13 protein-coding genes are annotated in these 15885 nt (G+C 60.2%); 9 read left to right on the top strand and 4 right to left on the bottom strand.

Annotated elements, in window-relative coordinates; genetic code table 11:
• From ACYVKR_RS02890 to ACYVKR_RS02905, 4 genes are all read right to left on the bottom strand, one after another.
• A partial coding sequence (locus ACYVKR_RS02890; protein ID WP_460479250.1) for an alpha/beta fold hydrolase occupies positions 1 to 347 on the bottom strand: 347 nt, incomplete at its 3' end.
• A gap of 11 nt (positions 348 to 358) precedes the next feature.
• Positions 359 to 1147 carry a maleate cis-trans isomerase family protein gene (locus ACYVKR_RS02895; RefSeq protein WP_460479251.1) on the bottom strand — a complete coding sequence of 263 codons (789 nt, stop codon included), beginning with the start codon at positions 1145 to 1147 and terminating at the stop codon, positions 359 to 361.
• A gap of 115 nt (positions 1148 to 1262) precedes the next feature.
• Entirely contained in the window at positions 1263 to 3578 is a 2316-nt protein-coding gene (locus ACYVKR_RS02900) for a xanthine dehydrogenase family protein molybdopterin-binding subunit (protein ID WP_460479252.1), read from the bottom strand.
• Between the two features lie 129 nt (positions 3579 to 3707).
• Positions 3708 to 4355, bottom strand: a complete 648-nt coding sequence (locus ACYVKR_RS02905; protein ID WP_460479253.1) for a TetR/AcrR family transcriptional regulator — start codon at positions 4353 to 4355, stop codon at positions 3708 to 3710.
• 362 nt (positions 4356 to 4717) lie between these two features.
• On the opposite strand from ACYVKR_RS02905, the gene ACYVKR_RS02910 reads away from it, so the two are divergent.
• From ACYVKR_RS02910 to ACYVKR_RS02950, 9 genes are read left to right on the top strand one after another with little or no spacing between them, the layout of a single operon-like run.
• Positions 4718 to 5131, top strand: coding sequence for a helix-turn-helix transcriptional regulator (locus ACYVKR_RS02910; protein WP_460479254.1), 414 nt, complete (start codon positions 4718 to 4720; stop codon positions 5129 to 5131).
• 57 nt (positions 5132 to 5188) lie between these two features.
• On the top strand, positions 5189 to 6565 hold the full coding sequence (locus tag ACYVKR_RS02915; RefSeq protein WP_460479255.1) for a DUF1329 domain-containing protein: 1377 nt from the start codon (positions 5189 to 5191) through the stop codon (positions 6563 to 6565).
• A 12-nt stretch (positions 6566 to 6577) separates the two neighbouring features.
• On the top strand, positions 6578 to 8440 hold the full coding sequence (locus tag ACYVKR_RS02920; RefSeq protein ID WP_460479256.1) for a DUF1302 domain-containing protein: 1863 nt from the start codon (positions 6578 to 6580) through the stop codon (positions 8438 to 8440).
• Positions 8441 to 8473: 33 nt separating this feature from the next.
• Entirely contained in the window at positions 8474 to 8932 is a 459-nt protein-coding gene (locus ACYVKR_RS02925) for a (2Fe-2S)-binding protein (RefSeq protein WP_460479257.1), read from the top strand.
• 49 nt (positions 8933 to 8981) lie between these two features.
• Positions 8982 to 11348, top strand: a complete 2367-nt coding sequence (locus tag ACYVKR_RS02930; protein WP_460479258.1) for an efflux RND transporter permease subunit — start codon at positions 8982 to 8984, stop codon at positions 11346 to 11348.
• A gap of 23 nt (positions 11349 to 11371) precedes the next feature.
• The gene (locus tag ACYVKR_RS02935) at positions 11372 to 12382 is read left to right on the top strand and encodes a WD40/YVTN/BNR-like repeat-containing protein (RefSeq protein WP_460479259.1); all 1011 of its coding nucleotides are present in this window, start codon (positions 11372 to 11374) and stop codon (positions 12380 to 12382) included.
• 37 nt (positions 12383 to 12419) lie between these two features.
• A complete protein-coding gene (locus ACYVKR_RS02940; protein ID WP_460479260.1) occupies positions 12420 to 13868 on the top strand; it encodes an aldehyde dehydrogenase family protein in 1449 nt (482 codons plus the stop codon).
• Positions 13869 to 13884: 16 nt separating this feature from the next.
• Positions 13885 to 15378, top strand: a complete 1494-nt coding sequence (locus ACYVKR_RS02945; protein ID WP_460479261.1) for an APC family permease — start codon at positions 13885 to 13887, stop codon at positions 15376 to 15378.
• Complete coding sequence (locus tag ACYVKR_RS02950) at positions 15375 to 15875, top strand: hypothetical protein (protein WP_460479262.1); 501 nt, start codon at positions 15375 to 15377, stop codon at positions 15873 to 15875. Before ACYVKR_RS02945 ends, ACYVKR_RS02950 begins: the two co-directional genes overlap by 4 nt.
• The last annotated feature ends 10 nt before the right edge of the window (positions 15876 to 15885 follow it).

Below are 15885 nucleotides of genomic sequence, written 5' to 3' on the forward strand. Positions count from 1 at the left end.
ATGCGCCCGCCCATCGAATGGCCGACCAGCGCATAGCGCGCGAGGCCCAGGGCCTGGGCCAGGGCGGTCACGTCGGCCGCCTGGGCATTGAGGCCATAGTCCAGGCCCGGGCCCGACGACGACAGGCCGCGGCCGCGCACATCGAGCACATAGGTATCGAACTGGCGGCCCAGGTGCTCGGCGACAAAGCCCCAGGTGACGGCCGGGCTGGTGATGCCGGGAACCAGGATGACGGCATCGCGCTGGGCGCGCGCGCCCTCGGCGCCGCCATAGCGCAGGTAGTGCTGGCGAATGCCATTGGCGTGGACCTGGCCGCCGTAGAGGTAAGTGCTGGAGGTGCTGCTCATGTGGGTGCTCCTCAGGCCTGGGCGGCGTTGGCCAAGTTGCTGTGGGGATAGGCGCCCGACAGCAGCGCCCCGGCGCCCGGCACCACGGGCTCCAGGTCCAGGTGGTCCAGCATGCGGCGCACCGTGCACACGGCCGTGGAGACGGTGGGGATGCCGGTCGCATCCTGGATGCGCTGGATGGCCGGCAGCGACGGCATCTGCACACAGGCCGAGGCCACGATCACGTCGGCACCTTGGGTGTTCAGGCGCTTCACATCGTCCAGCAGCTGCAGCGGGTCGCGCCGGCCCACCTCCAGGTTGTCGGGGATCTCGAAGCAGATGGAGTCGATGACTTCGATGCCCTCGTGCTCGATGTACTGCACCACCAGGTCGGTCAGCGGCCGCATGTAGGGCGCCATGAGGGACACCCGTTTGGCGCCCATGATCTTCAAGCCCTCCACCAGCGCGCCGGCCGAGGTCATCACCGGGGCCAGGCACTGGTTGGCGCGGGCCACGGCGGTCAGCTCCTGCTCGGTCTGGCGGTGGTAGCCCAGGCCCATGGCCATGATGGCCACCAGGCAGGCGGTGCTCATCACGTCGACCCGTGCGTCGGCCAACTCGGCGGCGCAGCGCAGGCCTTCCTTGTTCATCGCGGCCAGCTCTTCCTTGGTGACCTTGTGCATGCGCATGCGGCTGGAGTGGAAGGTGAAGCGCTCGTCGGGGCGGATGCCCTCGCGGGCACGCAGCATGGCCGGGATCTCGGTCTCCATGGTGGTGTTGGAGCTGGGCACGATCTGGCCGATTCGGTAGGTGCGGGTCATGGGACTTATGAGTTCGTTGGTTGATGAGGCTAGATGGCAGGTTTAGCCAAATAATCGGTCGGCCGACCAATATTATTCAAGAATGCTCAGATAAACAAGAGATCTAGGGTTTACGCTAGGTTGGTTGAGGGGGAGCTGCGGCGCTGCGAAGCTTCTCCAGTTGAGGTGCCAGCGGTAGTCGGTACAGGCGCGGGCCGCCCGCATTTCTGATGGCATTCACGAGCGCTGCGATGGCCATGGGCACCCCGTATTCGCCGAGTCCTTCAGGTGATCGGTCACTGTCGATGAAGTGAACCTCAATGCGGGGCATTTCGCTCATTCTCAGCATCGGGTAGTCATGAAAGTTGGACTGCATCACGCGACCTCGGGCGAGTGTGATTTCGCTGTAGAGCGCATCAGTGAGTCCAAACGCGATGCCACCCTCGATCTGTGCTTTGGCGCTATCGGGGTTGATGACTCGGCCACAATCGAGTACCGCCACGACGCGGTCGATTTTCAGCTCGCCTCGATTCAGCGTAACTTCCGCTATCGCCGCTGCGCCGGTAGAGAGGTACTCGGGCCAGTAGCTGAGGTCGTGCACCGCGAGGCCCTTGCCCCGTCCCGGCCCTAGCTTTTGATTCCACTGCGCAATGCGACCCAGTTCTTCGAGCACACGGCGTTGCTTGTCGACGCGCTCTACCTGAAGTTGCCGCTTTTCAAAGTCGGCCGGAATGTCTTCGGAACGCAACATCGAGAGCTGATACTCCAGTGGGTCGCGCCCAGCAAGCTCCGCGAGTTCATCGATAAAGCACTGATTCATCCACGTGTGCTGGGCAAAACCGACACCGCGCTTCCACCCAAAGCGCAAGGGGGTCTCGCGCAACTGGTAGTTGACGAGCACGTTGGGAATGGTTTGCGGAATGCGAGTCTCGCCGTAGGTTTGATCGGTGGTAGTGCCACCCACCGATTTCGAGGCCCATCCAACGATCTTGCCTGATTGGTCAATCCCAGCCTTCAGTCGTGTAACGGTGAGCGGAGGGTAGAAGCTGTGCTGAATCATTTCTTCACGGCTCCAGATCACCTTGATCGGTACTCCCTTGGTTGCCTTGGCGATCTGCACGGCCTGGGCGATGAAATCGCTGTTGATGCGCCGTCCAAAGCCTCCGCCAGCCGGCAACAAATGGAGCCGACCTTGTTCGAGTGGCAACTCTGCATAGTGCGCAGCGATGCGCAACGCTTCGTCGGCAAACTGGGTTCCGGCCCAGACCTCGAACATGTTGTCATCGACGCGCGCAGTCGCATTCAACGGTTCCAGGCAAGCCTGTTCGGTATAGGGAACCCAGAATTCGCGCTCCAGGGTTTTCGCCGCACCCGCGATCGCTGCCGCGGCGTTGCCATCATTGCGAACCGGCTTGGCCTCCTTCGGCCAATGCATGAGCGTCTGCTTGAACTCGCGCTCCAGCGACTGGCTGCTAACCGATGCGGCCTTGCCTTCGCTCCAGACGATCGGCAGCGCATCCAGCGCTGTCTTGGCGGTCCACCAGTCGTCAGCAATGACGGCGACTGCGTCATCCATGCCATAGTCGACGCCCCATCCCGGTGTGGCGTCATTGATGCCGCTCTTGCCCCCTTGGACAGGCAGGATGGCCACTACGCCAGGTCGCGCCCTGACGGCCGACGCGTCGTAGGATTTGAGGCGGCCATGCGGCACCGGGCATTGGCGTATGGCGGCGTACTTCATGCCAGGCAGCCGCACGTCGATGCCATAGACCAGTGAGCCATCGACTTTGGCGGGCAGATCCAGGCGCTTCATCGATTTGCCGATGAAGTTGAAATTGGCTTGCTTGAGCTGGACGCTTTCTTGCGGAGGTGACGGGAGCTGTGCAGCTGTCTGGGCTACGTCCGCGTAGCGCAGTTGCCGGCCGCTGCCCGGGTGATGAATCGCTCCATTGCGGGCGATCAAGTCATGTGTGGAAACGCCTAGTGACTGGCCTGCTGACTGCACCAGCAACGTACGGATGGTGGCTGCAGCGATGCGTGCGGGCGTGAACAGATCCGCGATGGCTTTGCTGCCGAGGGTGGCCGTCCAGACGTAGACGTTGTCGTGCGCAAGGTTGTAGCCGGGGTCGTAGAACTCGGGGCGGATGTCGGCCCAATTGACGTCCAGTTCATCCGCAAGAATTTGGCTCAAGGCGGTAAACGTGCCCTGGCCGATCTCAGCCTGAGGAATCTTGAGCACAACGCCATTGTCTGGTTGTATCACCACCCAGGCGTTCATCTGCACTGGCTGGGCATCGGAGGGGGGCGCCACGGAAGTCCCAGCGGATTCGTCACCGTGTGGCGCGGCGCGATGGCAGGAGGTCAAAGGAAAGGCTACGCCCACTGCCGTTGCAGCGACACCAGCCAGGAAACTGCGTCTGCTGTGCGAGGTGGATTCGTGCTCGCTGGTCATTGATTGCCTCATCGTCAAGTGTGGTTGAAGAGCCCATCAATGTGGTTATCTTCATATGCGTAGGCTACGCCCGACGGAGAGAGGAATGCAGGTGCGAACAGGCCATTTGCCTAGTGACCTGCAGGTGCTTCAGGGCGCGTTACTCAGCGACAGCGCTACCAGCTTCACAGCCCGCAGCAGGGCGTTGCGTTCGGGCTTGGCGGCGCTGTGGCTATCCTGGCGGAACATCATGAGTCCCTCCAACTGTGATGCGATCAGCAAGGCGCGAAGCTCGCAGTCAGCTTGGCTGAGTGCGGGATTGATTTCAGCGATGAGTCGGCAGAAGGTTCCAAGATAGCTGCGGTGGCTTTCCGAGAGCGCTTCCGCCGCAAATGGCTCATGCGTTGCAAGCGCGGTGATTTCCAGAAAGAACGGTCGGACATCATCCTCATCAATCTCGGCCAGCACCCTGTCGATGATGGCTTGCAGTCGTTGTTCCGGAGTGCCGGAGCCCGAGGCCAGCCGTTCATAGCCCTCGTTGTAGGTACGGATGGTTTGCGAGATCACGGTGCTCAGCAGCAACTCCCGAGTGGGAAAGTAGTGCTGCAAAGTTCCAAGAGGGACGCCAGCTTCCGCAGCTACCTTGCGCAACGTGAAGTCTGCGTAGCCTTGCCGGCTTAGAACCCGCTTGGCTTCGTCAATGATGCTTTGAAGGCGTGCCTCGCGTCGATGCTTCTGCGGTGTGACGGAATTGGCTGGCTCGGCTGACAGCGGAGCCGAAAACAAGAGCTGCTTCATCTTTCCTGACTTTCAACGATCTGTCCATTGTGCGGAGGGAGCACGAACCGGGATAGATCTTCCATCGCCAGGGTTGCACCATCCCAACGCAGATCATTCTACAGTCATACGAATGACCTGGTTTTTAAAAATTTACATCAACCTTGATGTATCTGGAGAGGTGCCTTAAAGGCTGAGGCAATGGCTGCTTTGTGCCAATAACTAATTGATTTTTATAAAATCTGCAATGCGTCAATTGATTTGACGAAGTTGGTTGATAAAAGCATCTTCAACCTAGGGAAAGCTCTAGTGTTGCAAGTCAGTTGACTTGGATTTAATTCGAGTCAGTCAAGTGACTTGTTTTTAGTCGACGGATGAAGAAGATGTGTACCAACCCCAATGTGCCTATTGATGATGTGTCGGGCCTGAGGGCGCGCTGGCGTCTTGGCTCCGGTATTCCGGACGAGCGTCTGCTCGACGCCGTGCGAGCCTTGCTCGCGAGTCGTGCCGATGCGCCGCCTGCGTTGGCCGAGGTGGCGCAAAGCCTGCTGCTCTCGCCGAGGACGCTGCGGCGCAGGCTGTTCGAGCTGAATGTGCGTTTTTGCGACCTGATGGCGCAGGCGCGCGGCCAGCAGGCATGCCGCTATCTCCTGAATACATCCTGGTCGCTCGAGCGCATTGCGGAGGAAGTCGGCTACAGCGATGCCGCCAATCTGCGCCATGCCGTGAAGCGCTGGACCGGGCAGTCTCCCCAATCGTTTCGCCAGAGCGGTGGCGCTTTGGTTTCGTGCATGTAGCACTTGCGTGAGGCATCCCGCCTTTAGTGATTAGAAAATTTTTTCAAGGAGCGTTTTATGTTGGGATGGACGAAGCTGGCCTGTCTGGTTGCAGGCGCGTGGGCAACGGCGGCAATGGCGGGGGATCCCGCATCGCTGGGCAAGGACTTGACGCCACTGGGTGGTGAGATGGCTGCGAGCAAAAATGGCAAGGTGCCCGCCTATGAGGGCGCTGGCGCGCAACTGCCAGGCTATGTATACGGCAAGCCACGCGGAGACTATTTCAAGTACAAGGATGACAAGCCTTTGTTCGTGATCGATGCTTCGAACGTTGACCAGTATGCGGAGAGTCTTGCGCCAGGTCAGATTCAGCTCATCAAGCAGCTCAAGGGATTCACGTTGCCCGTCTATCCCTCGCGGCGTACCTGCGTGGCACCCGATGTGGTCCAGGAAAACACCAAGAAGAACGCATCGCAGGCCAAAATCGGCGCGGATGGCTGGAGTCTGGACGGTGCAGTCTTGCCAGGGGTGCCCTTTCCAATGCCGAGCAAGGGCATTGAGGCGGTCTGGAACCATTTGACCCGCTACATGGGGGTGGCTGAGGAGTTCCCCGCAGCGCGGACCTGGATATCACCCAAGGCTGGCACGGATCGCGGTGTGGAGATCGTCTACAACCTTTGGCAGATGCAGCCCAACAGCGTCAAGGGCGAGAACAAGCCGGGTGGCGGTTCCCTGTTCCAAGGGCTTTATTTTGGCTACATCGAGCCTTCGTCGCTGAGCGGCCAGGCGGCAATCCAGCGCTTCTATTTCGACAAGCCCACCGAGGCTTACTACTACTTCACAGGCCAGCGCCGTGTCCGCCGTCTGCCGACCTACGACTATGACGCGCCGCAGATCGGGTACGAAAACCTCTACAACGTGGACCAGACCACCATCTTGTATGGCGCACCTGATCGCTTCGACTGGAAGGTCGTCGGCAAGAAGGAGATGTACGTGCCCTACAACGCCTTCGGCATGTACGACTTCAGCAAGAAGATGCAGGACACGCTATTGGAGCCGAACGTCTTCAAGCCCGAACTGCGCCGCTACGAATTGCACCGCGTCTGGGTAATCGAGGGTACGGTGAAATCCGGTATCCGCCACGCCAATCCCAAGCGCACGTTGTATCTGGACGAGGACTCCTGGGTGGCCGTAGGCGGTGAGGACTTCGATGCACAGGGCAAGGTCTGGAAATGGAAGGAGTCGACGCCAATCCCTGCATGGGAACTGGGTGGTGCCTGCGTTATTCCGCAAACCATCATGTATGACCTCACCAACCTCCGGCTGATGGCTGATTCGCTGAACTTCAGCTCTGGCAAGGACTTCAAGTTCTATCCGGCTGCCGCCGGCTCGGCACCGCAGCTGAAGGAAAACTTCTATACCAGCGAAAGCCTGCAGCGCATCAGCGATCGCTAAGGAGAGGCCATCATGAAGAAGACAACGAAGGGGTTCGCCGCGCTCGGAGCCAGCTTCAGTGCCATCGCGCTACTGTTGGCCGCTCCGGCACAGGCAGCAAATTTCGACGATGTGGGCATGGAGGGTGCGAAACTCACGGTCACGACGGACGTGACCGTGGGCGGTGGCTACCGCCTGCGCAATCCGAGCTGCTCGCTCACTGGGGATCCCACTTCGGGTGGCTGTGGTATGTCGGCAGATACGGCGCTGTGGTCCAACGGAGACGATGGCAACCTGAATTATCACAAGGGGCAGTTCTACAGCCTCTACAGCGGCGTCGCCAGCGAGGCGCTGTGGCGTGCTCCGAATGACGAATACAAGTTCATGATCCGTGGCACGGGTCTGTATGACTTTGCCGCCGGCGATACGCAGCGGACACCGCTGAGTGACTCGGCCAGGCACCAAGTGGTGCGCAATTTCCGCTTGCTCGACCTGTGGGCGGAAAAGAAGGTGGAGGTGGGGGACCAGTCCGGTCGGGTGCGTGTGGGTAACCAGGTTATCAACTGGGGGGAAAGCTACTTCCTGTTGGGCGGCATCAACGCTACGAATGCGCTTGACTATCAGCGGTATGCGACCCCAGGCCAGCAGCTCAAGCAGATCATCCTGCCGGCACCGATGATCAGCACGTCGATGGGGCTGTCGCGCGGATTGTCCATGGAAGCCTACTATCAGCTGAACTGGAACAAGAATGTCTTTTCTCCCGTCGGCTCGTACTGGTCCACGTCCGACGTATTCGGTCGCGCGGGGCCGAACCGGCAGCTGGTGTTCAACAATACCGCTCCGAACTACAACGTTGGGGGACTGGATCCCGCTGCTATCGCGCGTCAAGGCGGACAGAATCCGCGCAATAGCAACGTATACAACAACGTCGCCAATCAGGTCTATACCAATAACAACGGGGCATACGATCTTCCATCACTGGGCTATCCCGTCAATGAACGGGAACCAGGCGGGAAGGGCGGAAACCAGTTTGGCGCGCGTTTCGCATACAACCCCGAGGACACCGACCTGAATCTCGGCTTCTACTATTTGCGCTATACGGACAAGTCGCCGGTGTTCACGTTCCGTCCCAGCGATGCGAACATGACGTACCTGAAGAATCGCGATGTCTTTGGCGTCAGTGCCAACTTCCCGCTGGGACGCTGGGCAATCGGGACGGAGCTGTCTTATCGTCCCCGCGACGCCATTGCGTTGACAGGATGTTTCGGGCTCGGCGGTCCGTTGGACAGCACGACCAACAATGCCGCCACGTCATTTGATTGTCCCGCCTACCGGGATAACAAGAAGTTCCAGCTGATCGTGAATGCACAGAACAGCCTGACGCCCAGCTCGGCTCCGTTCCTTGACTGGATTGGCGCGCAATCGGGTTACTTTCTGGCGGAAGCCTCCTGGATCTACTACCCAGGGGTCTCGAAGGACAAGCGGTACTACCGGACCATCAACGGAACCCAGGTGATGCAGGCGCCAGCGGCGGGTGGCCTTTACTGGTACGACTACAGCAATCCTTCCAACACCATCACCGGCACGCAGGGCACTGCAAGTTCGCTCGGCGGCGCCGTGTTCTTCAGCGTCACATATGACGGCTCGCTCATCTCCGGATGGCAGGTAACGCCAAGCATCTATCACCAGCAGGCGCTTTATGGCTATACGCCTTCGGCCATTACGCCGTCCTGGATGAAAGGCGTGAAGGCCACGACGCTTGCGGTGAACTTTGCCCAGAACCCGTTGGTCTGGCAGGGGGGCATCAGCTACGTCAAATACTGGGGCGGCAATACGACGAGCAATGGGCTGAAGGATCGTGACTCGATCGGCTTCTTTGTGACGCGTACTTTCTAAGCTTGGCTTTGCAGGTGTAGAACAGGAGCGACCATGTCCAGGAAATTTCAGATCGCTGTGAATGGCAACCCAAAGGAAGTCGAGGCAGATCCCGCCATGCCTTTGCTTTGGGTGCTGCGCGACAAGCTGGAAATGCCGGGTACTAAGTTCGGTTGCGGGGCAGGGCTTTGCGGCGCATGCACCGTGCATGTCGACGGCAAATCCACTCGCTCCTGTATCACGCCGCTGCAGCTTGCTGAAGGTAGGCAGATCACAACCATTGAGGGATTGTCCAGCGATCGCCGCCATGCCTTGCAACAAGCCTGGCTGGACTTGGCAGTGCCGCAATGCGGCTACTGCCAGTCCGGAATGCTGATGGCCGCCAGCGCGCTGCTCACCGAGATTCCTCACCCGACAGACGAGCAGATCGATGAGCGCATGACCAACATCTGCCGATGCGGCACCTATCACCGGATACGCCAGGCGATACACGCCGCAGCCCGGCACGGATAGCACACAGCCACTGCCAGCTCCCATAAGAACTTTTGTCCCTCTCTCTCCCATGAACATCAAACCTATCGTGGCCGGCCTCGAGCGCTGGCTGTTCCGGCGCAGGGCCCTGACCCTTGCAATGCTCGGCCTCTTTACGCTGATCATGGGCTACTTCGCGCTCCAGTTGAAGATGGAGGCTGGCTATGAGAAGCAGATCCCCGTTGGGCATGCATACGTGGATACGTTCAACCAGTATCGCAAGGACCTGCCAGGAACGAACCGGCTGACCGTGGTGGTTCGCTCCAGGAATGGCACTATCTGGACCCGGGAGGCGCTGACGCGTCTGTTTGAGGTTTCGCAAGCAGTGACCTTCTTGCCCTACGTGGACCGTGGGGGCGTGAAGTCGCTATGGACTCCCAATGCCTTCGTCAACGAAATCACCGAAGAGGGATTCCGGGCCGAGCCACTGATTCCAGGCACGGTGACTGCGGAATCCTTGACGCCTGAAGCTATTCTCAAGATTCAGCGCTCCACCAGCCAGGGCGGCTATGTTGGCGTGTTGGTTTCGCGGGACCAGACCTCCGCCATGGTGACCGCCGACCTGAATGAAATCGCCCCTGATGGGCAGCGGTTGGACTACGTCGCATACAACAGTTTGCTGGAGGAAAAGCTGCGTAAGCCTTTCGAGGACGATAACTTCGAGGTGCAGATCATCGGCTTTGCCAAGCAAATTGGTGACGTAGCCGAAGGGGGAAAGAGCGTCATCGAGTTCTTCGGCCTGGCGTTGCTGCTGACAGTCGGCGCCGTCTTCTGGTACTGCGGCTCCTGGCGCCTGACCTTTCTGCCCATCATCTGCTCGCTGACTTCCCTGGTGTGGCAGTTCGGAACACTCAGGCTCATGGGCTATGGGCTGGATCCGCTGGGGGTACTGGTGCCCTTCCTCGTTTTTGCCATCGGGGTGTCGCATGGGGTCCAGCAGATCAATTTCATCGTACGAGGGCTGGCCCATGGCAAGACCACTATGCAAGCTGCGCGCGACAGCTTCACCGGCTTGTTGGTGCCGGGTGTACTGGCGCTGGTGACGGCCTTCATCTCGTTCATCACGCTGCTGTTGATCCCGATCCCGATGATTCGTGAACTGGCGATCACGGCTTCGCTGGGCGTAGGTTACAAGGTGCTGACCAATCTCGTAATGCTGCCGCTGGCCGCGTCGTATTGCCACTTTTCTCCGGAGTATGCGCAGAACGCCATGACCAAGCGCGAAACCCGGGTGCGGATCATTCGCATGCTGGCGGTGGTGGCCGAATGGCGGGTTGCCGTTGTCGTCACGGTGCTGTCGGTGGCGGTACTGGGCGCTGCAGTTTGGTTTAGCCGCGATCGCATCGTCGGTACGGTGCAGCCCGGTGCGCCTGAGCTGCGTGAAGACGCCCGATTCAACCGAGACGCCGTTTCCATCGCCAAGAATTTCGATATCGGGCAGGACTGGTTGACGGTCATGGTTGCCGCGCCCGCGCAATCATGCAGTAACGTGCTGGTCAGCCAGTACGTGCAAGAGTTCATCGCGGCCATGTCGACAGTGCCTGGCGTGGTGGCTTCCGATTCGTTTGTCGGCATGCTGCGCACCTATAGCCAAGGCTATAACGAAGGCTATCCCAAGATGGCGGTAGCGCCTATCGACGCGGGTAACCATGACTCCCTGGCCGCGGAAATCTCACGCATCCGCGGCTACAACAACGCCGATTGCAGCATGACGGCAGTCACCTTCTATCTCGCGGATCACAAGGCCGTGACGATCAGTGGACTGATTGGTGCCGTCAAGCAGTTCTCCGCGGACAACCTGCCGCCGGAAGGCGTGGCCATCAAGCTGGCTGCAGGCAATGCGGGCGTGCTGGCTGCCACCAACGACGAGCTGGAACACAGCGAAACGCCAATGCTGCTGTATGTCTACGCGGCCATCATCGGCCTAGTGCTGCTGGTCTACCGCGATCTGCGCGCGGCCATCGCATGCTGCTTCCCGCTGACGGTGGGCACCTTCATCGGCTATTGGTTCATGAAGGTGGAGCATATCGGACTCACGGTTGCGACCTTGCCTGTCATGGTCCTGGCGGTTGGCATTGGGGTGGACTACGCACTCTATATCTACAACCGGCTGCAAATGCACCTGGCAGATGGCGACACCATCCAGGTTGCCATGCGCAAGGCACTGGAGTTCGAAGGCATTGCGACGATCTTCACCGCCTTGACGCTGGCCGTTGGCGTATGTACCTGGGCATTCTCGGATCTGAAGTTCCAGGCCGATATGGGCAAGCTGCTCGCCTTCATGTTTGTGGTGAATCTGGTGATGGCATTCACTGCACTACCTGCACTGGCCGTGGTGCTTGAACGGCTCGTCCCCCGCAAGGGCAAGGCCTATTCGCCATCGATTCTTACGCACTGACGCTGACCATGACTACAACTCGAATGACATTGCAGATGCTGGCCGAGGCGGCCCGCAGGTTGGGCCTGGCCGTTGCTGTTCTCACGGCTTGCGCAGCCGGTGGACACGGCGCCATGGCGCAAGTGACTGCGGATGCCAAATCGCTCATCCACCCGGCATGGAAGTCTTCCAGCCTGACGAGCACCATGTATCTCGATGCGGCCCTCGCCGGCAAGCGCATCGTTGCTGTGGGCGAGCGCGGAACCATTGCGCTGTCCGACGACATGGGGGCAACCTGGCGTCAGGCGCGCAGCGTGCCCGTGCCAGCCATGCTGACCAGCGTTTATTTCGTCGATGAAAAAGCGGGCTGGGCGGTGGGGCACTGGGGCGTTGTGCTCAAGACGGAAGATGGTGGAGAGACTTGGACACTGCAGCAAAGCACCTCAGAAACGGATCAACCGTTGTTCTCGGTCTATTTCAGGACCCCCACCGAAGGTATCGCTGTGGGGCTGTGGTCGCTGATGCTCAGAACGGAGGATGGCGGCAAGACGTGGAACAAGGTTGAACTACCGGCAGCTCCCGGGAAAAAGCGCGCGGACCAGAACCTGTTCCGTATTTTTGCGGACGCACAGCAAGCGCTGTACGTCGCAGGTGAGCGTGGTGCCTTGCTGCGATCGGCCGATGGGGGCCGGCATTGGGATGCCATCGACACAGGCTATAGCGGCAGCCTGTGGGCGGGCATCGTGTTACACGACGGTTCGCTACTGGTTGGAGGCCTCCGCGGCACTGTGCTGCGCAGCCCAGACCAAGGGAACACATGGCGACAAGTACCGACAGCGGTCACCAGTTCCATCACTGATTTTCTGCAATTGCGCGATGGCTCGATCATCGCAACGGCACTGGACGGTATTGAGCTGACGAGTGTTGACAGTGCCAACAGCTTCAAGTCTTCGCAACGTCCGGACCGCGCTGCATACACCGCTGCCGTCAGTCCTGATGGCACCAACAGCATTCTGTTTACCGCGCGTGGAATGAGCATGCGCAAGGCTCAGTAAGCCGACTCACACCATTACTATTTTCAAGGAGTACACCGTGGTTTCTGCAGAGCATCTGCTTAACTTTTATATCGATGGTCAATGGGTTGCACCTGCAAGCGGCAGCGGTGGCCGCGATGTGATCAACCCAGCCACGGGCGAGGTATCGGGGCATATTGCCTTCGGTAGCGCAGAAGATGTAGACCGTGCAGTGCAGGCTGCTGCTCGGGCTTTTCCGCGCTATGCGGCGTGGCCGCTGGCCCGGCGCATCGAATTGCTGCAAAGCATCTGCGCCGAGTTTGAGCGGCGCCTGCCTGACATGGCCCAGGCCATCACGCTGGAGATGGGCGCGCCGCTGGAAGCACTCTCCAGGCCGGTGCAGGCACCGGTGGGCCTGTGGCACTTCCAGACCGCCATTCAGGTTGCCAAGCAGTTCGAGTTCGAACGGATGCAGGGCACCACGCAGATCGTGCGCGAGCCTGTGGGCGTCTGCGCGCTCGTCACTCCATGGAACTGGCCGATCAACCAGATTGTCTGCAAAGTGGCACCGGCGCTTGCCACGGGATGCGCCATCGTGCTCAAGCCCAGCCAGAATGCGCCATATTCCGCAGCAGTGCTTGCCGAGATCCTGGACGCCGCTGGAGTGCCGCCCGGCATCTTCAACTTGGTGCAGGGCGAGGGCGCGAAGCTGGGGGAGCTGCTGGCGGGGCATCCCCTGGTTGATATGGTCTCGCTTACGGGCTCCAACGCAGCCGGCGCCAGTTTGGCCAAGGTCGCAGCCGACTCCGCCAAGCGAGTATCGCTGGAACTGGGGGGTAAATCGGCCAACATCATCTTGCCCAGTGCGCCGCTGCGCGAAGCGGTGACCCACGGCGTTACCACCATGATGGGCAATGCGGGACAGACCTGTGCCGCTCCGTCGCGCATGTTGGTGCCGCGCGCATGCATTGCCGAGGTCGAGGCACTGGCCAAAGAGGTCTGTGACAGTCTCCTGGTGGGCGATCCGCTGGATGTCGGCACCCATGTCGGTCCCATCGCCAACGAGCGCCAGTATCGCCGCGTGCTCGACATGATCGATACCGGTATGGCAGAGGGCGCTCGCCTAGTGGTTGGCGGCATGGAAAGGCCCGAGGGCTGCCCGAATGGCTACTACGTAAAGCCCACGGTGTTCAGTCAGGTGGACAACTCGATGACTATCGCCCGGGAAGAGATCTTCGGACCGGTTCTAGCCGTCATTCCTTACGACACGGTGGACGATGCAGTGCGTATTGCCAATGACTCACCCTATGGTCTTTCCGGCTATGTCTTTGGCGGGTCGAAGCAAGAGGCCGCAGGCGTTGCCGCGCGGCTGCGCACGGGCATGGTTCACCTGAATGGCGCGGGCGTTGACATCGCCGCACCATGGGGGGGCTATAAGCAATCCGGCAATGGGCGCGAGTGGGGCCAATGGGGCTTCGAGGAGTTCCTGGAGACCAAGGCCATCATGGGCGCGGCGACCGGGGCATGAAATGGGGGCAGTTATCATGAACCAAGCATCGCTTCCTGCTCAAGTGTCGTCAGCCCATGCCGTGCCCACTGGCGAAGCATCCCTGCGCCGTAGCCTGGGAACCCTGCGCCTTGCAGTCTTCGTGATTGCCGCCGTGGCGCCGCTGGCCGCGGTGGTGGGGGTGCTGCCGGTTGCACTGGTCTTTGGCAGTGGCTCTGCGCTGCCGTTGGCATTTGTGGTTGCCTCGGTGGTGGTGGCCCTGTTCGCCGTGGGTTACTCGGCCATAAGCCGCGAAGTCGTCGTGGGTGGCGCGTTCTATGCCTATACGGCCCGCGGATTGGGGCCTGTCATCGGGCTGGGTTCGGCCTGGGTGGCAGTGCTGTCCTACACGGTTTTCGTGCCCGGAGGCCTGAGCTACCTCGGATTCGTGATGCAGACATCGGCGCATGATCTGCTGGATCTCAACATTCACTGGCTTTGGTTCTCGTTGGGATCATGGTTCTTGATCTCGTTCCTGGGTTCGCGTCGGATCGACTTCAGTGCCCGCGCCGTGATGGTCGTGATCCTGTTCGAGTTCCTGCTGCTACTGGTGTTTGACTCTGCCATCGTCACGCAAATGGGGCGTGCCGCCTTTCCGGCCCAGTCACTCGACTGGAGTGGCATGGTGAAGGGAGCTCCTGGCGTGGCCATTCTTCTGGCCTTTACCTGCTATTTCGGTATCGAGTCTGCGGCACTGTATTCGGAGGAGGCCAAATCGCCAGAAAAGACCGTGCCGCGTGCCACCTACCTGGCGATCTTCACCATCGGGGTTTTCTACTTCGTGACTTCCTGGATCACGGTGGGGGCGGTAGGGCCGGACAACATCAAGGGCATTGCCGAGGCTGATGTGGGACTGGTTTATTTCAAGCTCAGTGACCAGTATGTCGGCAAGTTGTTCACGCACGTCATTCAGGCAGCGATCGTTACCAGCATGTTTGCCACTGTGCTGTCGTTGCACAACGTGGCTGCGCGGTACATGTTCGTGCTGGGGCGCCAGGGCTGCATTCCCTCCGCGCTTGGCCGCACGCATCCAGTGCATGGCTCGCCTTCGCGTGCAAGTGCCGCCGTGGCAGCGATCTCCCTGATTATTGTGCTGGTTGCGGCCTACCTCGGCATCCACCCCATGCTGGGCCTTGGCCTGGTGGCGCTCGGCTTCGCTGCAGTGGGGGTGATGTTCATGCAGGCGCTGACCAGCCTGGCCGTGATCGCGTACTTCCGCCAGCGTGCGAATCGCAAGCTTTGGCAGCACGTGCTTGCGCCGGCGCTGGCCTTCCTGGGGTTGTGCGGGGCCCTTGTGGCTGCCGTCAACAACTTCGAGTTCCTCAGCGGCAGCCAGAACCCGATGGTCAACCGTGTGCCCATCGGCATTCCGATCGCCATGGTGGGCGGTGTGCTCTTTGGGCTGTGGATGAAAAAGTACCGCGCGCGGCAGTTCGCTGCCATCTTCCGGGCCGATGAGTCCGCAGAAAAATCTGAAAGGAGCAAGACATGAAACATAGTTGGATGGCACGAGTGGCCGTGGCGATGGCGCTGGGAACAACCGTTGCCTGCAGCTTCGCGAAGGGACCGCAGGCCGGAGTCCAGACTCCTGAGGCAGAGGTGCGCCAGTTCTTTGCGGGTCAGCAGGCCGCGAACCAACGAGGAGCCTCGCCGCCGGAACTCGCGCATCGCTTCTACGCGGACAACGTCACCATCATCGGTGAAGGCGAGGCCACTCCCAAGCGAGGCATGAGCGATGCCATCAAGGCGTTGGCGGATTGGGGGGATTACCTGGGGCCGGATGGGAACAAGGGCTGCAATTTCACGCTGCAAGAGCCTGTCATCGCTACGACGCATGCGGCATCGGCATTTGCCGTGTTGCATTGCGAGGCCAATCCGCCCAAGCTCGAGAAGGCCGAAACCATTCGGCAACTCTTTGTGCTGAAGAAGACTTCCAAGGGCTGGCGAGTAGTCCAGGAGATGTGGCAATCAGGTGGGTTCGGTCAATGAACGGCGGTAG

It is taken from the genome of Comamonas humi, from assembly GCF_054782535.1.